General features: G+C 50.3%; 4 protein-coding genes. All 4 read right to left on the bottom strand.

Annotated elements, in window-relative coordinates; translation table 11 throughout:
• On the bottom strand, positions 1-387 hold a 387-nt coding region (locus HYT79_12165; GenBank protein MBI2071334.1), incomplete at its 3' end, for a DUF1186 domain-containing protein.
• A 114-nt stretch (positions 388-501) separates the two neighbouring features.
• A complete protein-coding gene (locus tag HYT79_12160) occupies positions 502-1,365 on the bottom strand; it encodes an HRDC domain-containing protein (protein ID MBI2071333.1) in 864 nt (287 codons plus the stop codon).
• A complete protein-coding gene (locus HYT79_12155) occupies positions 1,359-2,018 on the bottom strand; it encodes a hypothetical protein (GenBank protein MBI2071332.1) in 660 nt (219 codons plus the stop codon). Before HYT79_12155 ends, HYT79_12160 begins: the two co-directional genes overlap by 7 nt.
• Before the next feature lie 511 nt (positions 2,019-2,529).
• Entirely contained in the window at positions 2,530-24,156 is a 21,627-nt protein-coding gene (locus HYT79_12150; protein MBI2071331.1) for a PorV/PorQ family protein, read from the bottom strand.
• Positions 24,157-24,278 lie beyond the last annotated feature (122 nt).

Below are 24,278 nucleotides of genomic sequence, written 5' to 3'. Positions count from 1 at the left end.
GTTAAAGGGATCAAGACTTTTTAGACGGGCCAGCCTCTTGATGCCGGAAATGGCGCCTGGACCAAGGCCGGCTAAAATCGCCGGGCCGTCTTCCGTGATAAAGTCCGAAAACCCATCATCAAGATCGAGACTAAAGAGCTTCTCGAAGTAAGGTAAGGCATCGGGCTCTCCCAGGGCGCCCAAAAGGTACATGGCATGGATAGGGGCCCAACCTTTGGGCCATTCGGCGTTATGCAACTTTTTATCCAGCATGATGGCAGCCAATGGCTTTAAAGCCTTCTTACCGAAGGAAAGGATGTTTTGGGGCAATTCCTCAGGAACATCCAGGCCGCAACTTAAGAGCGTTTGGAGGCTTTTTTTGGGAGAGCCGAGCCTAAGGCCGAACATCGCTTGAAATTATAGCGCACAGGCACAGACCAACAACCTAAAATTTGTTTTGCTTGTATTTTCCACGGCCCTACACGCTTAACGTCATCATCCGCATCAAATCTACTGGAAGAACTATTTAAACTCTCCGGAAATCATATCGGCAAGGTAGACAGTGGCAGCGCCAAGTTCGTCCATAGAGCCGGCTTGCACGCTGCGGGAAGCTTGGATTTCGGCCGTCTCTATATCAACTACATTGACGGCGAGATGATACGTATTCTTTATTTTGGACACTGTTCCGTAAGCCATTTTATCCATCTTTAACAACCTTCCCAGGTTGACGGCGCAATCGTCCGTGGTGCAGACGGCGATCTGGAACTTCTGTTCGGCAAGAACCCTGCTCATGCTGGCTCGGTCAGTGACGCGGAAAAGCCCCGTATTGACAAAGGCCGCCCGCAGAAAATCAAGCACCATCAAAGATTCCTTCTCTTGAACGTCTACTCTTTGCAAATCAGCAATGCCCAGATTGATTTTATTGACCGACGGGTGCGGCATCTTGGCAGAGGGATAAGGCAGGGCGTCCGTTGCCAGCCGGAACCCTTTGGTCCAATGGGGTTTTTCCCCTGCGGGTTTTAACCAAGGTGGTATTTCATTTTTTTTAAATCCTTCGATTATTTCCAAAATTTCAAAACCGTATTTTTTGGCATGCTGGCGTCCCACGCCATCAATGGCACTCAGGTCATGGATTGAGGAAGGCTGGTTAATCGCGACTTTGTGCAAGGCCTGCAAAGGGAAAGCGGGTGTAAAAGGTAGACGCCGGTATTTCTGCTGGGAGTGCCAATACTGCAGGCGAGCCAAGAGTTCTGGATTTGGCTCCGGTGCGGAAGCTTCCACTTGAGCTCTAATAACAGAGGTCTGTTTATTTTTGGGAATCGTAGAGCACCCTGTTGCAAACGACAACAAGAAACAAAAAAAGACAACCCCCAATGTCTTTAGCATGACTCTTCGCCTTTAGAGGTTACCAGGAGGTTGCCCCGAATCCGTTCCCCCTCGGTTTCCTTCCTGATCAAAATGGTTTCTTCGGCTTCCCGGAGCTTATGCAGCGCCTGGGCAAGCAGACTGATCGGGTCGGACGGTTCGTCGCCGTTGACCTCTATTTTGCGGTTTAAGGCGATCGCTCCCAGGGCTTGATGGAGATTGAGCCCGCGTTCCATAGACTCCTTGAGCCAGGGAAGTCTGGAGAGCTTAAAGATCGCTTTATTTTCGATGCGCCGGACATTCTCCCGGGAACATCCAAACATACCGGCCAGCCTATCTAAGGTGCGGTAGTCTCCATCCAATACACCGCTTCTTAAGGCAAGGAACAGAGCCTCGCGGGAAGTAAGGGTGGAAAGAATCGTGGGGATATCATTGATCTCATTAAGGGATTGGATTGCGCTGCAAGAGGGTCCTGAAAGGAGTTCCAGATAGGGCTTGGCAACGCTCGTTATTTCCTCAAAACATATATCCCCACAGCCCCTGATCCAGATCAATCGGTCATTTTTTAAGAGTTTTGCCAAACCCCCCAGAGTTTTAACCCTGGCCACCATCAAAATATTGCGCGCCCTGTTACTTAAAGGAAGAAATTCAACGGAAATTTGGCTGGGATCCAAGGGTCCAGGCCTGCGGTATGGCCGCCTAGGGTTATTGTGTTTGGGAGGCGCAAAGCCGGCATCTGTCTTTTTGTTTGTTTCCCCTGCTGTCGCGTGTATTCCCTTTAGTTTGCCTCTTTGTACCCCCAAATCAATCCCCGTATCCAAAATCAATGTCCGGAAATCCTCTTGTTTTAACAAAGCATCCTTCCAGTCGTTTTGAGCAAGGAAAATGAGGCAGGCCAGCCAGCGAAGCCCAAATCTGGGGTCCTCCGGAAATTGATCTAAAAGCTTGTCTATTTCCTTCCCGTTTAGGCATCGGATCAAATCCTGACCGTCTTTTGTGTGAAGCGCTTGGTGCCAAATCCTCTGATGCAAAGAAGCGATCTTCTTATTGCGACTATGGCGAAGGATGGAGCAATGTGAAAGAAATCCTTTAACGCTGATTGTTTCTGGGTCCAGTCCCTCCAAAGTATCTTGCAGTTTTTCCGTCACTAACTCATCGCATTGTTCACACATCAAAATACCTCGCTTAAAAACGGGCCGTCAAACTCACCCTGTGCGCATTCCCCAACTCCCCAAAAGGAGTAATCGCGTAATCTAACCTATAGCCCATCATCCGCATTCCAAACCCTGCCCCCAGCCCGGAAAGGGCTTCGCTGTTCAGCCTACTGCTTAGGGCATAGCCTGTTCTCAGGCTGAAGGATGGGATCAAACTATATTCCGTCCCAACAGCCCAAGTAGTTTTTCTGTCATAGATGCGGTGCTTGATATCGGCAGCCAGGGTCAACGCGCCCAGGACATGCACCCCAACGCCGCCTGCCGCTGTTAATGGCAGTTTTGTCTGCTCATTGATAAATTGAATCCCTGGCCCTATATTCTGGAGAGCAAAACCGATAGAAACCGGCGCCTGGTTCATGTAACGAATAGCTCCCAGGTCTAGAGCAACCCCTTGCGCCTTATCGCTCGATATCTGACTTTGGATCAGTTTAACCCCTAATCCCAATTGTGTTCCCACAACAACCCTTCTGCTTAAAGCCAGATTAAAAGCGCTGCTTCTTGGGGTAAAGCTAGAGGTTAATCTACCCTGCTCATCTCTGCCCTGCTGATCTGGATAAGACAACATGGAAACCCCAAAGCCAAGGGTTCCGATTCTTGAAGGAACCCCCATGCCAAGGAAATCGTAAGTGGAACCTAATAACCACTCTCCGTGCATGGCGGAGAACTCTTTTTTGTGAAGGCTGGCCAATCCCGCCGGGTTCCAGTACAGGCTGGTGGCATCATTGGCAATGGCAGTGTAAGCGGAGCCTAATCCAATGGGTCTGGCTCCTACCCCGATCTTTAGGAAAGAGAACCCGCTTTGGTTCTCCGCAAATACAACGCCTACCAAAGCAACTGCCAGGACGATCCAGAGGGCCACCTCCACCGCGCGTTTTTCTTTTCTCCCTACTATCATGGTCTTTTTCCTTTTTAATCTTTTCTTCCCCGTCTTCTTAAGCGTCTGCCCGTTTCTTCTGGCCTGGATCACATAAAGGTAAACGTCGCTGGGTAAATCCTGATCCAGGGTGTATTCATAGGCGTATTTAGGCCCTGCGCCTCCTCGATCCACTACTTGGGGGACGCCTCCTATCGCAGTCTCAACAACCTGTTCCCCGCTCATGTCATAGACGCGTATAGCTATCTCATCCGCGATTCCCGCTTCAATATGGAACACCGGCTTCTTGCCTCCCCTGGCAGGATTAGGGAACACAAAGACCTCTCCCCAGGCAAAAGCTGAGTTTGAGGGAACCATAGGAGCCAATACCGCATAGAGGCTAAAGTGATTCGTTTGCGCTTTTGCCAGTTTAAGACCGGTATCTATGGCGATGCCGGACAAGGGTTCCCATTGCTGGGTCTGGGGATTGTAATAGGCGACTATAAGATCGGATTCCTTGGCTCCTGCCAGTTCATCGGCATTGTACGGCAGGGTTAGGGTCACCGGCTGATTAAAGGTTGTCCCTTCCGGTTGGAACTCTATGGCTTGTCCAATGATTTGGTAATATGGACCAGAGGAACTATCAGAGGCAGCGGGCGCTGCATTGCCCGCAATGGAAACCTTGGCAGATGGCGCTTTTGTTTTTGGCTCCACCGTAATCGTAATGGTTTCCGAGCCTACGGCATTAGCCGGAATCTCCACCTTGGCTCCCTGGGGGTGAACCACAATGCCGCCGGAGGTCTTGGTAACGGTTTTAGATACCTTGGTTGTTAGAGAACCGTCTTTTGTCAGTCCCGACCGGGAGGGATCGGATTCCCCCTGGCTGGCAATTACCACCAACTCTCCCTCAACCCCAAACTTCTTGACCTTTGCGTTATTAGAGTCCGCAACGAGCAAGTCTCCTTCTTTGGTGACTGCCAGGCCCCCCGGGTGATTTAAAGATTCTGGATCGTTCTTGGGAACGGAGAAAACAAGAAGGGGATTCCCCTGGGGATCAAACTTCTGGATTCTTGAGTTGTTTTGATCGCTGACATAAACAAAACCCTTGCCATTGATAGCTATACCGTCCGGCTTATTAAATTGCCCTGCGGATAATCCGGAACCATTGCCAAGCTGCCTTTTAAAGCCTCCGGTGGAAGAGAAAATTAAAACCCGGTCATTGTTCCTGTCCGTGATATAGAGCTGGCTCTGGGAATCTACGGCCAATACCCCCTGGGGCTTATTAAAGTCTTGCTCTATGGCTGTTGTGACGGCCTGGAGGATTTCCCCTGTAGTCGTGCTGATCTTAACGATCCGGTCATTGTTTCTATCGGCAACATAAAGATTGCCTTGGGAATCCAAAGCCAATCCATGAGGCTTGTTAAAGTTATAGGGGTTTCCGGACAGCTCCCTAATAATGCTTCCGGTAGAGCTAAAGACTAAAACCCGGTCCTTGTTCCTGTCCGCCGCATAGAGGTCCCCGGAAGCCTCCACCGCCACTCCGGTGGGTTTATTCATGTTGCCGGCGAGATTGTTGCCGCCTCCCTGGGTATTTCCATTGCCGCCGGAGTTGCTGTTCGCGTTGCCTTGACCGTTGGCATTTCCATTTTCCCCGGCATTGCCGTTATTTGTTTGAGAGTTGCCGTTGGAATTACCGCCTGCATTTGAATTTGCCTGCCCATTTCCGTTGTCGTTTCCCCCGGCATTGGAATTTGTATTGTTCTCTTGCCCCGGAGGATTATGGTTGGGGTTATGGGATAGGGTTTGGTAACCTAAGGCTGTTGAGGCGCTTGCGCTATCTGCGGAGTTGGAAACGGTTATCCCTGCGCTGTTGTCAAAGAGCTGGGGGCTGTTGCTGCTTGTGCCTATTGTGATCTGATAGGGACTGGGGCCGATGGCAAGTAAAAATGTTCCCGAGCTGTTAAACTTCTGGATTCTGTCATTGTTTTGATCGGAAACCCAGAAATCCCCGTTTCTTGGGTCCACGGCAATGTAGCTGGGCTGATTGAACTCTCCTAAGCCTTGTCCATGCCGGCCCAGAGATAATAAAAGTTTGGGTTTTGAAACAATGACCTGGACTCTTTGCTCCGATTCATTGCCCACGCAGTCTTTGGCTGTTATCTTTAAAGTATAGACGCCTTCCGGAAGACTGGAAGTGTCCCAGCTTGCCAAGACCGCGTTTTCCAGACTTACTTGTGTAACGGTATCAATAATCGTGGTGAAGCTCACGGGGTCGCTCCCTAAGCCGAACTCCACCCTGTAGGACTCAAAATGATCGAAGATTTGATTGTTTAAGTGGGTTCCCTTGTCCTTGACTGTGCCGATAACCCTGATTTGGTCCCCTCCCACCAGCTTGCAGAGTCCCGGGTTTTCTGTTGATGTTACTGGGGATATGAACTCAATGATAGGCGGGGTGTTGTCTAGAACCACGGTTTTGGATTTGACTTGCTCGTTATTGCCCACATTGTCCACGGAATAAAACCTCACATCAACAAAGCCATCCGGGGTGGAAGCGGAAACAAAAAATGGCGTTTCCGTGTTGGAGCGGGTGTCGCGGGATAAAAAGTCGGCATTATTGAAATCTTTAAAAAAGCTCTTGGCCAAGCCCGAGGCCAGGTCCTTGACAATGGGATCGTTGGCGTTGATGGTTAGAGGGGTCTTGGAGCTGATGACGGTCCCATCTGATCTAACGCAGGGGGAAGAAATGATTAATTGGCTTTGGGGAGGCGTGGCATCCACATAAACCGTAACCCCTTTAAGGACCTCGAGATTCAAAACATTGTCAAAACTCTTAAACTCCACTCTGTGTATGCCTTCGGCTAAACCAAAGGAAAACCCCGTGCCAAAGGGGGCATTGGGGTCCAAGGGATCAACCGCGATAAAGTCAATCGCGGCCTTTTCTTGGGCTGAGGGCTCGATCAAAGAACCTAAGGGAGCGCCGAGCGGCACGCTGCGGTAGCGCGTGACCAAGACCCCGGAGGCGACTTCCTCTGCCACGGGATCAACAGAGGGCAGTTGATAGAGAAAACCGGGCAAGGCATATTGCTTGATCCCAGGGACTTGATCAGGGAAAGAGCCGCCAAAGCCGTTCTCAAAGAAGGGAGCACTGGCTCTAAGGCTGGTGATTGGGGGCGTCGCGTCCACATGGAGCCGCTGGGTTTTAATTGCTTCTTCATTGCCCAGCCTGTCTGTACTTTTAAAGTCAACTGTTCTTATTCCTTCAGACAAGGTAAAGCTTGAGGCAAACACACCAAAAGGGGCGCCGTCTACCCTAAACTCCGTTGTTGAGACGCCCACAGCCACGGAATTGACCAAGGGATCATCAGCGTTGAACCCGATCAAGGTACCGGCATTGATGAATCTCACGGAATCAAGGACAAACGTGGGCGTACCAATGGCAATGACAGTTTGAGGCGTGGTGTTGTCCACTGCGACTGTGGCGATTTTAATGCCTTCCCTGTTGCCGATGATGTCATCGGCAAAAAAGCCTAAAGTATAAAGCCCGTCCTCGTCTGCGGCCAGCGTAAAGCTTGAGATGAACGTTGCCCCTTGGCCGGGATTGGGATTAACAAAAGTGGAACGCTCCACGCCATTGACCAGGAGCTTTTGCAAGGCCACCCCAAGTCCAATTTCATCCCCCACTGAAATCAAATCATCAATAGAATCTAATACCAAAGGCGTGTTCTTGGTGAAAAAGATAAGGCCAGGATCGGCCGGTGTTGTGCCAGGTATTGCCGTTGTAACCTCAACCTTGGGATCACCCATTTTTATGGCTGTTCTTGGCGGTTGGATGTCGTGGATCACCTCAAAAACGCCGGAAACCACTTTCGTCGAATTATCCACCCAATCCTTGGCCTGGGCCTTCAAAACCCACAATCCATCATCAATGGAAAAAGGATCGATGAATTCCCCGGAATGAACGATGAGCGAGGTTGCGCCCCGCAGAAGGCCCCTGTTTTCCAGTTCTGTCAGTTCCAATCTTGTGAACCGAGGATTGGGATCAAGGTTATCCGTTACAATTACATTAATGGGAATGGAACTGATGGTGGCAATAAATTTATCCCCTTCTTTTGGGGAAGTTATGGTGATTGCCGGCGGCCTACCGTCAGAGAGAATCTCTGCTTTATTGATTGGCTCTTCGTTTTCCAAAAGATCTGTGGATTTAAACTGGATCGCGTAACGGCCCTCTGCCAAAGTAAAGCCAGCGCTAAATAAAGCAAGGGGGATTTCCTCCGGCGTGGTTTCTGTTGCGAGGACAACCCTAAAGCTGGTGCTTCCAATTCCTACGGCCACTTGATTAATAACCGGATCATCGGCTAAAAATTCTATCGGGGTTATGGCGCTGACCACGGTGATACTATCAACCGTTACGGCGGGTGTAGAAACCTCGAGCTTCGTCATGGGCGGCGTATTATCCAAGGCTAATTTCTTGGATTTCTCTTCTTCCAGATTGGATACCAGGTCGCTGGCGGTAAAAGAAATGAGTTTGACTCCATCCGCCTCCTCCTCCAAGGCAATGGGATTGGAAAATAAGCTCCCCGACACAGGGTTCGGATTTATAAACTCTTTTGGCGCTCGGCCATTAAGAGAAAACTTCTGCAAAGCCACCCCAAAACCCCTAGCATCCCCTACTTTAACCAAATCATCAATGGAAGTCAGAAAGTTGCGGGACCGTTTGCTCACAAAAACCAAATCATCTTTGGCAACTTTTGGCTCGCCTACTTCCACCATGCTTCTGGGGGCAAGAGTATCATGTACCACCTCAAAAACTCCTGAAGTTGCGAATGTAGAATTAAATACCCAATCCTGGGCGCTGGCCTCGGCTACCCAAAGCCCGTCATCCAAGACAAAAGGATCGATGCCGGTTCCATTGGCAGCCACAAAAACCGTGGCTCCTTGTTTAAGCCCTTTATTGGCTACTTGGCGCAATAGAATGTCCTGCGCCAACTGAGGGGAAGGATCGAGATTATCGTTGAGCGTTACCTGTATTGCGACCGAAGAAACGGTGGCCGCGAATTTCTCCCCGGCTCGCGGAGAAACAAATTGAATCACCGGCGGCAATGTATCCACCGTAAGTCTGCCGGTTTGATCCTCCCCGACGTTGCCCGCTAAATCAAGACCTTCAATAACAACAGGATGAAGGCCGGAGACACTCTCCTCTTTTGCCGTAAAACGGAATTTCCAGGACATGCTGGGCGGAAGATTACCGTCAAACGCCGGAGAGCCTCCAATCGTGACGGTGGGGCTGCTAATCACCCGCTCCGAGCCGATAAAGAATATATCCGCCAAGGGGCGCTTGGGTCCAACTACCGCGGTGCTTACCAAAACCTCGCGTTTAAGCTCGAAGGAAACGCCGTCCAAAAGAGGCGAGGCCTGTTCCAGCGAGCTTCTCTTTAATGTGGAGCGGAACTTGATCTTTCCCGAAGTTATATCCGCTTGGGAAAGCTGGGCAACCGGCAGAAAAGTTAAACTGTCCATGGAGAACTCATGTAGGATTTCCCCTTCCTTCACGTCCTCGAACGCCTTAAAACCATTGATCTTTGTAACCTCCGGCAAGAACACAAAGGATGTTTCCACGCTTCCGGCTAAATTGCCCTCTAGCTTCGGGGTCGGGTCAAGGGGCGTGGTGGGATTCATCCGCAGATAATCGATCTCTAAACCGTTATCCTTGGCGTTAAAAGCAAAAAGATTTAATAGCAACTTGGAAGTGGTCTGGCTTCCCAGGCGTGCCGGCCCCTCCAAGGCCTTGGACCCGTCCACATATAGCGCCACCTGACCTTCTTTTAAAACTATTCGATAAACGTGGAACTCCCGGACATCTACGGGAACACAGGGGAAGGTATTACCTATGCGGAAACAAGCCTGATTTGGTTTTAGAATTAAATTAACCCTGGATCTGCCTCCCGTTACAAAGAGGGACGTTTCAAAAAAAGATGAGCCGGGATGTGGGACCAGTTTCAGTTTAGTTCGAATTTCGACGGTAAAACCGGCTATTTCGTCAAGCCCTATGTTAAACCAAGATAATTCGTTGGTGTCGTCGCTGTGCACAAAGGGATCATTGATTAATAAGCTGTAAATTCCGTTCTCCAACGACTCCCCAATTCTTCCTGTTTGCAATAAGACATTCATTGGAGGCTGGTTGTTTTTAGGAAGAACGTCCCCCTCATAACGGATGGTCCAGAAATCATCCGGAGTATCAGCGGCTATAACGCGGGTAATCAGGCGCAGGGAGCCATTGGCGCTCTCTAAACCATCTACAACGTTCTTAGAATCCTCCGCTTCCAGACGCACCGCCTGTGCTCCGCTAAAGGAGGGGCTCGTATTGTCAATTACGATCGTTACCGTCTGCATTGCTTCCTCATTGGCCACCTGGTCTATAGACTTGAATCTTAAAACAAACCTGCCTTCGGAACTGAAGGAAATGGGAAGGGTGGGATCAAAGGAGTTTAGCGTGCCATCATCAATACTAAATAAAGTCTGCCGGACGCCGGATAAATTGTCTGTTGCTACAAACCCGAAAGTATCCCTGCTGGTTGCGTAAAACGTGCCGTTCTCCCTAAAAAGCGGCCGAGAAGCAGCCAGCGTTGTCTTTGGCGCCTCGGAATCCAGCGCAATTTTTACTGTTTGACTTGACTCCTCAATACCCCCTTGATCCACTGCGGAAAAACGAAGGCTATAAACCCCGTCCGGAGCGCCGGCCAAGCTGAACTCCGATTGGAAAGCCTCTCCCGGCCTTGGCGCAGGGTTTATAAATTTCCTCGCCAGAACGTCATCTAGGGCAAGCCGTTGGCGCGCCACCCCTAGCCCTGTAGAATCAAACACCTGGAAACGGTCATCTGTCGAACTTAATGCAAGCATGGTTTGAAGGCTTACAAAATCTACATCCCCTGCCCCAAATCTTGGTTCCCCCATAGAGAGCAAGCTGCGGGGCGGCTGGGTATCATGGAGGATTTCAAAAATACCGGAGGCAATGCGGGTAGAGTTTTCCACCCAATCTTTTCCCTCGGCCTCCAGAACCCACCGGCCATCATCCAAGGAGCCGGGTTCCAGGAACTGGCCGCTGGCAACCGCAAATACAGTCGGGCCTTGAAGCAGCCCGGTATTCTCTCTTTGCACCAGTTCCAAACGCGTAATCCTGGGGTTAGTATCCAGATTATCTTGGATGTTTACGCTAATGGGTATGGTATGAATAGTTGCCAAAAACCTTTCTCCGCCAACAGGGGAAGCAATGACAATCTGCGGCGCTTTGGTGTCTATGTTCAACCTTCCGGTATTATCCTCCCCGGTATTGCCCGCCAGATCGGCTCCAACAATATGAATAGAATGACTTCCATCGACCATTGCAGAATCCGGCGTAAATCTAAAATTCCAGAGAAAACTGGGTGGGTTGTTGCCGTCAAATGCAGGGAATCCGGCAACAGTTACCGTTGGGGGGCTCTGAAGCTGCTCCGATGTGATGAAGGTGATCCGAGCGATCCCTCCTTGAGGACCGGCAACTGCCGTGCTGACCATAACATGTCTTTTTAGGTCAAAGGAAACGGCGTCGAGCATTGGAGAAGTCTTATCCAGCGAGGCCCTTTTTATAGTGGAACGAAATTTAATTCTTCCTGCGCTAATATTTGCCTCGGAAAGCTGGACAACTGGCTTAAACACTGTTCCATCCGTAGAAAACTCATGAGTTATATCTCCCTCGTTGACGCTTTGAATGGTTTTGAAGCCATTGACGGCATTAATCTCCGGAAGGTTTATAAAAGGCGTTTCCACCGTTCCCTCAAGCTCTCCAACCAATTGAACCGGCGGCGGGAAAACTCCCTGGTTATTGACTCGAAAATAATCAAGCTCCACCCGCCCCTTTTCCGAGCCATTGCCGATTTGCATCTCCAGAGCTCTGCCTGCAATGGAACCCAAGGACTGGGCTCGGCCCTCCACAATCAGCTTGCCGTCTATATAAAAAGAAATCTGCCCAACCTTCGAGGTTACCCGGTAATCGTGGAAAATGGCCGCATCCAGGCCCAAACGGGCAAAAGAGCTGAAGCGGCCTACCTCTATCGTAACATTGGGAACGTGCGCTATGATTTCCGGAATTTCTCCCTCAAAAGAAAGCGAAACATCGCCAGCAGTAATGGAGATACGGTGGTTATAATTTCCGTCACGATAAGCTAATAAGAAAGGAACGCTGGGGGCTACCTTAACCCGCCACGCTGCGGTGTGGCCGACAGCAAAGCTCATGCCGGCATCGTTCTGCTTTAACTGGAGAATTCTGAAACTCCCCCCCGGGACAAAAGAAAAATTAACCACGTAATTGTCCTGTTCCAGCGACTCATCAATAGTACCGCTGCCAAAAATAAATCTGGAAACGCTAAAAGGAGGGCTGGTTTGGGAAGCGAGCCGGTCTCCTTCCCATCGGAAGGTCCAGGTTTCCTCCCCCGTTGCAGCACTGACTTGCGTGGGGAGCCGCAAGGCCCCATCGAATGTTTCCAATTTGACGATGGTATTAAGCGGGTCTTCGGCCTGAATAGTCACGGCGTTGACACCAGAGAAGGTAGGCGGGGTATTATCAATGATGAGGGCAACGGTGCGTTCTGCCTCCTCATTGCCCAACTGATCCCGTGATTTAAATGTGATCTCAACCCTTCCCTCCTGGGGAAATGTCAAGGGATTACTGGGATTAAACGACTCAAATGGTGCAGCGTCGATCCTAAATAAAGTTTCTTTGACTCCGGAGAGGTTATCTCTTGTCACAAACCCAAACGTATCGCGGCTGGTGGCGTAAACCGTATTGTTTTCTTTAAAGAGCGGCCGGGAACCGGCAAACTCCGTAAATGGAGCCGTATTATCCAAAGCAACGGCAATGGTTTGGGTGGACTCTGCTTGATCCAGGGCATCGCGGGCCAGAAAGCTTAGTTGAAATACCCCATCCAAGATATCCGATAGAGTAAAGCTGGAAACAAACACCTGGCCTTCTTGGGGATTAGGGTTTTGAAAAAGCCGATTAAATAGACCGTTTAAAGAAACTGAATGACTTAAAACACCAACACCCTTTTGATCCAGCGGCCGCAATGCGTCATCTATGGAATTTAGGGTCAACAATGTTTCTGAGCGGACAAAGGTTAAGGGAAAAGAAACGGCTGCTGAGTCTAGGCGGCTTAATTTAAGATCGTTTGGAGAGGCTGCTATAAAAGCCGGTGTCCCGATTGCCAGATTTGACCTTGGGGTCAGGGTGTCATGGACCACTTCAAAGATGCCGGATAATACCTTGGTTGAGTTAGCAACCCAGTCCCGGCCTTCCACCTCCATATTCCAAGAGCCGTCATCCAGAGCCCTAGGGCTGATTTGATCGTCGTCTTTGGCAAAAAACACCGTCGGCCCGCGCAACAAGCCCTTGTTTTGAACCTGAAATAACTTAATAGCAGCGGCGGGCTTTGGGTCTAAATTATCCTGGATACTCACGTTAACGTTTATTGTGGAAACTTCCGCAACAAAAACATCGCCACCCCTCGGAGAAATGTTATTGACTTGAGGTGCAAAGGAGTCAATGGTCAAACGGCCGGTGTCGTCAATTCCAAAATTTCCGGCTAAATCATTGCCGGAAATAACGATCGGGTGAAGGCCAGGGGGATTGTCTTCCTTCGCTTGAAACCTAAATTTCCAGGACAGACTTGGCGGCGCATTTCCATCAAACGCTTGGCCGCCGTCAATAGTAACCGTCGGGCTGCTGATCAGTCTTTCCGAGACGATGAAGGAAATAAACACCGGGGAGGCAAGCCCCGCCGCCGATGTGCTGACCAGCACATCTCTTTTAAGTTCAAAGGCAAGGGCGTCGAGCGACGGCGACTTCTTTTCCCCGGAGACTCTCTTGAGAGTAGAACGGAATTTTATTTTTTTGGCGCTTAGATCCGCCTCGGCTAAACGGCCCACGGATAGAAAGGTATTCCCATCCGTGGAAAACTCATGAACGATCTCCCCTTCTCCAACGTCCTGGAAGGCGGCAAAGTGGTTGATATTTTGTATCTCCGGCACCTCAATAAAGGGAGTCTCAATCGCGGCCTCTAAAACCGGTTTGACCGTGTCCGGGGGAAGCGGGGCTTCGGAACCGGCCGTATTGATCCGGATGTAATCTATTTCGATGCCTCCCGCGATCGTCATCACGCTCTTTTGAGCAAAAAACCTGAAAGGCGAAACATTGAAGCTGACCGGAGTCGTTTGGCTAACCAGAGCGCCATCCATAAAGTAATTGACCTGATTTTGTGATACCTTAACCAAATATGTGTGAAACTGCGTAAGATTAAGGTCATCCAGACGGACCGTGCTGCCTCCGAAGAAAAAGGCCCGGTTTATACCGCTTTGCGAAATCCTAAAGATGCTGACGCCGATGGTCTGGCCTGCTAAATCTCGGGAATTAAAACCCCATTGACTGTTATCCTTAACCCGGGCGCGTACCTCCATGCTGTAGCCTTTCTGGGGATCAAGCGAGAGCGTGTTGAGCGAATATGCCGCGAATGTGTCGCCTGGCGGGGCCGCCTGAGTAATAGTTAAATCGAAAATACCGTTCTTAATCTCTTCTATGAAAAATTGTTCATTCGGTTGAGTGCCGATTTCCCTTTGGAAAACAGGATCATTCTGACTGGGAAGGACGTCCCCTTCAAAACGCGCCACGCTGCCTGAGCCCGGGTCTGCCGTTAATGTCCCTAAAACCAAAGAACCGTTGATTTCTTGAAACAACGCTCGGGAAAATATGTTATCCGCGTCCTCAACTTCAATCCGCACTCCTGTTGTGCCGGAAAAATTGGGCGGGGTGTTGTCGATAACAATGGATAAAACATTCTCCGGCTCTTGGTTGCCCAACTGATCCACGGATTTAAAGGCGATAAGAAATTTTCCTTCGGAATTAAAAGATAGCGGCATTAAGGGATTAAAGACAGCGAAGGAACCGCCATTGATGCTCAAAAGGGTTTCCCTTACGCCAGAGAGATTATCCTGGGCCACGAATCCGAAAGTATCCCTGCTCATGGCGTAAATGGTGTTGTTTTCCCTAAAAAGAGGCCGTCCGGCAGATAAAGCCGTTGCCGGAGGCAAGGTATCCAAAACTACGGTTCTGGTTATAGTGGATTCTTCAACGCCAACCGCATCCTGGGCCGTAAAACCCAAAGGGTAAACTCCGTCTGGAAGCCCGAATAAAGTAAAGGTGCTGACAAAAGGCATGCCTTTGCCGGGCTTGGGGTTGACAAAAGCAAGCGCCGCCATATCGCCCAACGTTGCCCTTTGAAGGGCAATTCCGGGGCCGGAGCTGTCGTCAACTTGAAGCAAGTCGTCTATAGAGCTTAAAGAAAATAATGTTCCCATCCCGGCAAACTCCAATGGGAAAGAAAGTCCCTGGGTATTTAGAACGCTTTGCCTTAAGTCGCCGGCCGATGCCGCAACAAATCCAGGCTCAAAAAACATGGTGGTTCTGGGCGGCAAGCGATCCACAATAATCCTTCCTGTCCCATCGAACCCGGAATTTCCCGCCAGATCGGCGCCGGTAATCTCAATGGGATAAGATCCGCCAGCCAAGTTGGAGTCCAAGTTAAATTTAAAGTTCCATAAAAAACTGGGTGGCAGATTGCCGTCAAAAGCATGAAGTCCTGCCGCCGTTACGGATGGGGTATGCGTCAGCCGCTCGGAAACGATAAAGGTGATGGTGGATGCCGTGATCTTTGGGCCAAGAACCGAAGGATTGCTTTGGACCAAACGTTTTAAACCAAAGGAAATGGAATCCAAGGAAGGAGACCTCTTTTCCGCCAAGGCTCTCTTGAGACTGGAGCGGAATTTGATCTGTCTTGCGAATACATCGGCTTGAATCAACTGCGTGACAGGTAGAAAGGTTGTCCCATCCGTGGTGAATTCATGGATAATTTCCCCTTCCCCAAGGTCCTGGGCCGCCTTAAAGCCATTGATCCGGCTAACCTCCGGCAAAGGAATAAACGGTGTTTCCACGCTACCCTCAGTTGGCCCCTCAAATACCAACTGGGGATGAGTTGTTGGAGGAAAACTGCCCTGGTTATTAACCCTCCAATAGCCCAATTCCGCCTGCCCCCCGACTCCGGCCTGGTAGTTAAAGGCTAAATCCATTTCTCCAAAACCGAAGGCGATGGAAGCAACTTCTATTATTCTCTGTTGATCCACAAACAGGATGAATATGCCGTTTTGGGAGATTACCCGGAAAGTATGGAATGTATCCATGGAGCCCACAAAAAACCTTTCAATGAAAGGAGACTGAGGAAGGCTCACCTCCAGAAGGCCGCTCTGGAAAACTCTCATAAAAAAGACGTTGTGATCCGCGATGCGAAAATTGACAAAAGCGCCGGAGCCCATAAATGCCGGATTGACCGACATGCGCATCTGCCATTCCACGGTGTAGCCTGTGGCTGAACTTAAATTAAGATTCTGCGGCCTCAAGCCTCCCGCGCGAAAAGTCTGTGCCTGGCCCTCAAATAAAATTTTATAGATGCCTCCCTCTGTACTCTCTTTTATGGATGGGTCCATAAATGGAGAACGAAACAAACCAAAAGGCGGATCGTTATTCATGGGCAAACCATCCCCTTCAAAACGGAATGTCCAATTTTCCGTGGGTTGCCCAAAAAACGTCGTTGTCGGCAAAACCAAGGAGCCATTGGATAACGCCAGTTCTCTGATGGTATTTCGAGGATCTTCGGCCTCCACCATTACCGGCGCTTCGCCGGAGAAGGTGGGCGCAGTAGTATCCACAACAATGGTGAAGGTTTGTTCCGGCTCCACATTGTCAAAATTATCAATCGAATGGAAACGCAGTTTAAACTCCCCCTCCCTCTCGAATCGAATCGGCTGCGTAAATTGCGTTTGCGTCCCTTCCTCAATTCTAAACAGGGTTTCCCTTACACCGGAGGCCGCATCCTGAGTCGCCAAAGAAAAGGTGTCCAGGGTCGTGGCATATAAAGTGTTATTTTCCTGAAACAAGTTCCGCGAAGGGACGAGAACAGTGACAGGAGGAACATCGTCCACTATAATCGCGACGGTTTGAGCGCTTTCCGGGTTTTCCAACGCATCCTTCGCGGTAAAAGAAAGAATATGAGCGCCGCCGCTTACCCCCAATAAACTCATCGAGCTTGCCAAGGGGGCGCTAAAATCCGCGTTGTTAAAGCTCTTGACTAACGCATTATCTATAAACACTTCCAAGGACTTAACTCCTGCGCCTTTTTTATCCCCAATCGTAATCAAGCCATCCTCGGATAAAAAGCTAAAAATAGTTCTGGGACCAACAAGAATGGGATCGGTTTCAAGTTTGGGCTCTCCTATGGTCAGGACGGATTGAGGCGCTAAGCTGTCTATCGTGATTCGGCCGGAAGCATCCGTTCCCAGATTGCCCGCGAAATCAAACCCCTCGATTTTAATGGGGAATACACCACTGGATTGATCTTGTGGCGGCCTAAACCGGAACGTCCAGGATAGGCTTGGCGGAATATTTCCATCCTCGGCTTGGCCCTTATCAATAGTCACGTTGGGCGCTTGGGAAAGCCTCTCCGAGGCGGTAAAGGTAATCAAGGATGGGCCGAATGAATGCGGCCCGATCATGGCAGGGTTCGCTTCCACCAACCGGGCGATAACGTCAAATGCAATAGAGTTTAAACTAGGCGAGGCATTTTCCAGGCTTGCTCTCCTTAAAGTAGAACGAAATTTGATTTGCCTCGTTGTAAGGTTGACGTTCGCAAGTTGGGCGACCGGCAGGAAAGCGGCTTCATCCGTCGTAAATTCATGAAGGATTTCACCCTCCCCCAGAGTTTGTATTGCCGCAAAATTATCCAGCTTGGTAACCGTAGAAAAAACAAGGAACGGCGTCTCAACAGACCCTTCCAGTTTTCCCGTCACCTGGGTTACGGGGTTTATTCCCGGAGGCTGCGTCTTTTGGGTGTTGGCGCGGATATAATCCACATCAATCCCTCCCCCGCCTGGGTCAAAACTCAACCGGATGGCAACGCTATTAACCGATCCAAGCAAAACCTGGGAAAGGGCGGTGGCTTGCCCCATAACGAACAACTGGTGATCCACGAACAAAGAAAAGGAGCCTCCCTGAGATGTGATGCGGTACGTGTGGAATGCGTTGGGAGACACCTCCATAGTGGCCAACCTCACGAATTGGCCCCCTTCAAAAACGGGAACCTCCACCGTATTATTGAAAAGCCTGATAAAACTATTGAAGTTTTGGCTTCGCAGGCTCATATTCATGATGGCATTGGGCAGCATGCGTATTCTCCATTCCGAGGTGAAGCCTTGCTGGTCATTAAGCGTGGCCGGCAGGCTAAAACTCAACTGGCCGCCGGAACCGGAAGCCGGCGAAGTCCCAAAAAGAATGCGGTAGACCCCGTCTTCAATCTTTTCTTTGATGGGAGCTTCTGGCCGAATAAAGGAACGATCCACCATAAACGCCGGGCTGTTATTATCCGGCAATACCTCCCCTTCATAGCGGATATCCCATTGGTCATCCGGAAAGAAACTGACGGTATCGGTCTTGAGCCTTAAAGCGCCGTCCGCCAAATCCAAACCCTGCATAGCATTGGAGAGATCCTCCGCCTCTACGCTGATCCGGGCCGCCTCCGAAAACGTGGGAGGAGTATTCTCCAGAACAAGCTGGATGGTTTGAAGGGGCTCCTCATGTCCCAAATTATCCACGGACCGGAACTGAATTTTTACCTTTCCCTCCTGGGAAAAACTGAAAGCCTGAGTGAATCGAGTGAGCGGCGCGTCATTAATGCTAAAGAAGGTTTCCCGAACCCCGGAACCCGCATCCGTGGCCACAAATCCAAAAGTATCCCTTGTGGCGGCATAAACCGTGTCATTTTCCCGGAAAAAATTACGGGAGCCGCTAAAAGCACTGCCCGGAGGCAAAGAATCGAGACCGATTCTTTTAGTCTTTACTTGCTCGGTATTTCCTATTCTGTCTTTTCCAAAAAAGCGCAGGTCATAAATTCCATCCGCAATGCCCAATAAGGTTATCGTTGCCGTAAAAACGGCAGCCATAGGATCAGGATTGTTTATCGTGGTTGAGGAAATGCCTTCTAAGGCCAAATGTAAACTCTGAACCCCGGTTCCCAGCTTATCTCCAATCCTGTTTAAATCATCTTCCAGGCGAAACTCAAGAGGGGTAACCGGAGTCACGAATACAGGCTCTACCCCGGATTGGGGCTGCCCGATGGAAAGGGAGGTCCGCGTTGGGAAAAAATCGCCGACTCCGATGCGAGCCGTTTGATCGCGGCCCTTATTGCCGGCCAAGTCTACCCCCTCAATGACAACCGGCAGCGGCCCAGCGGTGTTTGCGGGAAGAGTAAAGTTGAATCTCCAAGAAAGACTGGGCGGTTTATTGCCATCAAATGCTGGCTCGCCTCCAACGGTTACCGTTGGGGATGATGCGAGCCTTTCCGAAGATGTGAACTCAATAAGAAGAGGTTGATCCTGCCTAAGGGGCTCAAGCAAGGTAGGAGTAACCACAATACCGCGCTCGGCATCTACAAAGACGGCATCCAAGGAGGGGGCTTGCTTTAAAATCGAATCTCTCGCAAGGATGCTGCGGAACTTTATTTTTCTTTCCGGCAGCACTGTTTTGGGCAATTGCTCAATAGGCTGGAAAACAGCCCCATCTAAAGAAAAGGCGTGTGCTATGGTGCCCTGCCCCAAACTGCCGGCCTGCCGGAAGTTGCTCACAAAATCAGCATCAATAAACGGCGTTTCAATGGTGGCGGATGTTCCAACCACCGTTGGCTCCGTGGTTAACCGAAAATAATCAATTTCCGCGCTTGCCGGCTGGCCCGACCCTTTGCAGCTAATAGCAAGAACAACATTGCTTAAAAGATCAGGGGACGCTGAGGGGGGTCTTTTACTTACCAGATTACCGTCTACCAATAAATCTGTCGCGCCACCTGGTTGCTTTTTAATTTGAAAGGTATGGAATTGGCCGGCGGCAAGCGCAACCGGCGCTGCGCCAAACAACGTAGCCTCAACGGCTGAAGTATTAAGGGATTCGAAAGAGCCCGGACCACTGACCAAGACGCTACCCAACGCGCTTCCCGACGTCTTAAACCTGGTTTCCAAAACGTAGCTTCGGTCCGGAAGGGTTGCGTTAGGCCGGAGTATTAACACTACAAGACCAAAAGATTGCAGCGGATTAGTGGAAGCTGGGCAGGCATCTAAGTTTATGCGATAAATACTGTCCCCCAGAAGGGTTTCTGTGCCTCTTGAGAGGGTTTTGTCAAAGCGTCCAGGCTCCGTGTTTTGATCCGGAAGCACATCCGCCTCCCAATGGATGTTAAAGCCGTTGGGCGGCACCAAGGCGTTTTCCGTCAACCGGATAGAGCCATTGGCGATCTCAACCGCCTCTAAAGGAACAATAAGGTTCGCCGGATCCTCAGCGTCGACTTTAACCGTAGATACCCCGGAAAAGTCGGGCGGCGTATTATCAATGACAATGCTTTGCTGCTTTTGCGATAAATTGCCCACTTGGTCCAGGGCGCGGATGGTAATAAAGAAATTGCCTTCTTGTTTCAAGGAAAGAGCATGGCCGGAGGCAATGCTTTGAAACGGTTCGCTGTTGATACTCAGACTGATAGATTTGACACCGGAGAGCCCGTCCCTGACCGCAACATGGAATGTATCCGAACTTGTTGCGTAAAAAGCGCCGCTTTCCTGAAAAAGAGCCCGGTTTGGTGTTACCGTGATTTCAGGCGCAGTGTTATCCAACGCAAGCAACCGGCTCTTGATGCTTCCTTGGTTTCCAAGGTTGTCTACGCCAAAAAAGTCAATGATGCGGCTTCCATCATTGCCCACCATGCTGAAAGTTCCCCCAGTAACCGCAAAAGAACCTCCAGCCGTTCTATCCTTAAACGAACCGCCGGCCCCGCCCGAAGCTACACCGTTAACCAAAGGATCAACAGAATTAATTTTAAGAGGGGTTCGGGAAGTGACATAAAGAACCGTTCCCGATGAAAAAGCAAGGCCGGGATCGTCGGCAATAAGGTCAGCGTCCGGCGCAGTATTATCCAGCGCGATAACCTGTGTTTTTTGCGCCTCCCTATTTCCCAGTCTGTCAATACTCAAGAAATCCACGAAACGCAGACCATCTTCCCCGGCGATGGTGAACGGCTGGGAAAATGTTTCCAATGGCGGCAGGCTTTCTTTGCGTACCCGAAACAACGATTTTTCGATACCGCTGGCGTCTCCCGCCTCAATTCTTAAGGAAGTCTTGGAAGCGACAAAGAGCCGCTGATCAGGGCCAATGAACTTGGGCTCCCCGGTAGCCAAAGTAGATATCGGGGGGCTGGTTTCCTTGCCCCGAAAATGAAAAGCGGCAAACAAGGAGGCTTTCTCGGTGGTGGCGATAAGTTCCCCGGAAGTCAGATCAAAAGTCGTTGGCAAAGGCTCCCAAATGTTGGTTGCGGTATCGTATCGAAAGATGCTCATTTGGCTCGGATCATCCCCGCTCTTGGGGGAAGGCTTTATCCGAAGGACCGCTACCAAAGGACTAAAAACGGTTCCATCCGGATTAACGTCAAAAAAGGCGCTCGTCCGCAAGGGAGCAAATGAAGTTCCTGCGAATTTTGCCCCAACCAAACTCAAACCCGTGGGCACACCCGTGGATTGAGCAATCGTCATGTTCAAAGAGGAAGGAAAAATTAGTTGTGCCCGGCTTAAATCACCGGCTGCGGCGAGTTGGGTCCCGGCATTAGGATACTGGACCAAGGTTCCTTCCTGCAGGACATTAAGGCCGGTAACTAAAAAATCAAAACCGCCGGCGCTGTGCCATTCTATGGCCTCCAGGCTGTAGCGAAAGAGCGCCACGGTGCTTCCCGCCACGCCGCTCCAAGTCATGGAAGAGCTGCTGATCGTGTCCACCGTAACCGATGACAAGGTTATGGTGTTGTCATGAATGATGCTGCCTGCGCTATCCCTTATCTTTAAATTGACATGGAGTCCCCGGTCTGCTCTGCGGAATGTCTTAAAACGCAAGACAAAAGGCGCGGTAAAACTATTGGCGTCATGAAACGTCTCGCCAGTTTCCGGCACCAAAGCGGGATGCCGGCTGTCCACAGAGACGAAGGAATCAACAAAGACGCTAAAAGGCTGCGACTCAAACGGCGGAACGATTGAATTGGATTGAATGCAGCCCCTGTTATAAAAGAAGGTGCTGTTGGGAAACGCCCCTAACCGCCATTGGCCGTCCGTGATATTAGAAGGAAGCGTCAATCGAAGAAGGCTGCTGGAGTCATTGACGCTAAGACCCTGCGCGGAAAGCGAAACGCTGGTCTCCCCCCCGGAAATCCTCCTCAAAAAAAGATCGCCGCTTACCAGTCGGACCACGGAGTCGGAAGTAAATGGATAAAGAATACGCTTCTGAAGCTGAGAATTGACCAAATGGGGCTTGGCCCTATGGTCTGTGCCAATAACGGGGGCTCCGGTTTCCCATTGAAGATCCCGCTGAATAGTTATCGTTGAACCAAAAACATCAAAAGCCTGAAGCACAAAAATCAAGTTTCTCCTGGCTGAGACGGCCGGATCGAAGACAAGCTGACTATTGGCATCCCGCCCATCCCAACTGATTTGGGACCGCGTCCGAAATGCTTGGAAATCATCAAAAAAGACAATCGGATTTGAAGGCGCGGGTTCCAGAATGGTTGCGGACCTGCCCTGCGCAAATAGTCCGGCCCTGCCGCTAAATTTAGGGATTGTTACTTCGGCCACAAACCTGCCGTCCAAATAGCTTTTAGCTACCCCTCCTTGGAACCGAATCTCCAGATGGTGCCAGCCTGGACTCTCTTCTCCAATACCCAATGAAGCGGCGACACCCCCTGGACCGGGAACAGACGTATCAGTGCTTTCGAGGTAAATGCCGCCAAAACCTCTTGAGGCCTTCATAAGAACGGAAACGCTGCCCTCTCCCTCGACTCCTGCGCCAAAAGAATCGGTTCTCACCAGGCGGCCTGAGAATGCTGTCGTGGAGAGCCTTAACATAAAATTGCCGGTACTTACGTTGGTCACAAAATCGGAATCGCCAAACCCTCCCCACCCCGCCGCGCTACGATTGTCAAAATTATCAATGACATCATTGGCCGCCATCTCCCTTACGATAAAATTGGGATCTAAAAGGATTCTTGCCTTGCCGCGTATCGGCCTATTCTTGTTAAACCGGACCTCTAGGTTTTGAATGCTGGAATTGGAAGAAGGATTGATATAAAAAGGATCGTCAAAATTCGGCTGGACTGTTCCGCAGAATAAATTCTGGGATTGCGCCATTTGTTCGTTTGGTATTTGCAATGGAGCGGCAATAGCCTTTGTTGCCGCCACCGCGGGCAGTTTTTGCACTGCGTTGGCTGCCCGGCTGAAAACGCCGTAATGGTAAACCCTTCCATCTTCCAGCGGGCCTAGGGCGGTTCCCTTGTCAAACGCCGGCGGGCTCGTAGTCAGAATAAATTTCCCTCCAGCCAGGGTGCGAAACCGGAATTCCCTGTTATTGGCGCCGGTGAGAAAGAAGTCGACGTTGGGATCGCCTACGGACACGCCATAGTTAAAATCCCGTAAAGTAAAATCGGGAAAAGTTGGCGATCTTATGGCCGCAAGATCAACGTTTTGGAATTCTGAAAACGCCGTGGTTGATGCCGAATTTGAAAAGCTTTGCATGCTCGGCATATTGGTGAAATACACCGCTTTTCCTCCGCCGCTGGGTCTGGTGATGGTATTGTTGCCCTCAACTGTGACGACAGGAGCCGGGTCCGGCTCATCCGATTTCATAAAAACGGCGGAATTGCCCGTGGCTGAAAAACCGAGAAAATCAAAGAGCGAGTGGGCAAAGACAAGCCTGATCCCCGGGAAGGAAACGGACAGGTTCTCTCCTCTAAAAACGCGTCCGTTGACCGTGACCCATTCTTCCTTTTCTTGCACAATAACCATATTAGCGTTGATTTCACTTCTCCCAAGAAAAAATACAGGAAAAGCCACGAGCTCTACTTCATAGCAACCCCCTCGTTGAAACATCTCCCTTCTATGTTCCACGTGAGTGCCGCCCCCACCTTCCTTGTTGATATCAGACAAAAAGGCTCCTACAAGAACTTTATCTGGATCAGCGCACATGATAAACGTGTGCCTTTCTTCCGAATCAGAACTCCTGTTTTCTGACTTAATGAAATTTACCGTCCGAACGGAAAACGAAGCGACCAAAATGGTGTCCGTGAAGGTTTGCCCCGCATCCCCTGTAATAGTGGCCGTATAAGTAAAGTCGGTAAAGGCGGCGGGGTCTAAACCGGGAATGGCGAAGAAACGCAGCTTTTCCTTATTGGGTCCATCCTGAACGAATTCAATGCGCGGGTCCGGCTGCGTGACCTGGTAAACGAAGCCTTTCATGGGAGCCGGGGTTCCACCGCGAAGAGGGTCGGGAGCCACCGGCGGGATAAGCATTGTCAAATCAATCTCCCTAACCACATTAAAACCCACATCCCGGAAGGACCGGCTTACGGATTGAATGTTCTGCTGCGTCGTGCGGGCAAAAACATTGGCGCCGTCAATGGAAAGGATGACGGCAGTGTTTTGAGGAAAGGTCTGTTCGAGCGAAACAATCCGTAGGCCGGACACGGGGATGGTGGTCGTTTCATTGGCGTAGGTCCGGCTGCTGCCGGTGACGGTGATGCGTTTTTCTGTTTCTATGATCATGTTGCCTGAAATACTGTTTTTTTCTCCCTTTATCAATTGCAATTCAGTAATAGGCTCGGCCCGAAGTTTAACCTGGTAGCAGCCGCCAAGGGCGTTAAGGTCTTTTCTAAGTTCTTCAAAAT

Source organism: Elusimicrobiota bacterium (genome assembly GCA_016180815.1).
GTDB lineage: Bacteria > Elusimicrobiota > Elusimicrobia > JACQPE01 > JACQPE01 > JACPAN01.
Note: the sequence above shows the minus strand (reverse complement) of the source record. Positions and strands in the feature narration are given on the sequence as shown.

What these genes read in the sequence shown, in the direction of transcription:
- HYT79_12160 (MBI2071333.1), bottom strand. Translation starts at nt 1,365, where the DNA reads ATGCTAAAGACATTGGGGGTTGTCTTTTTTTGTTTCTTGTTGTCGTTT.
- HYT79_12150 (MBI2071331.1), bottom strand. Translation starts at nt 24,156, where the DNA reads ATGATCATAGAAACAGAAAAACGCATCACCGTCACCGGCAGCAGCCGG.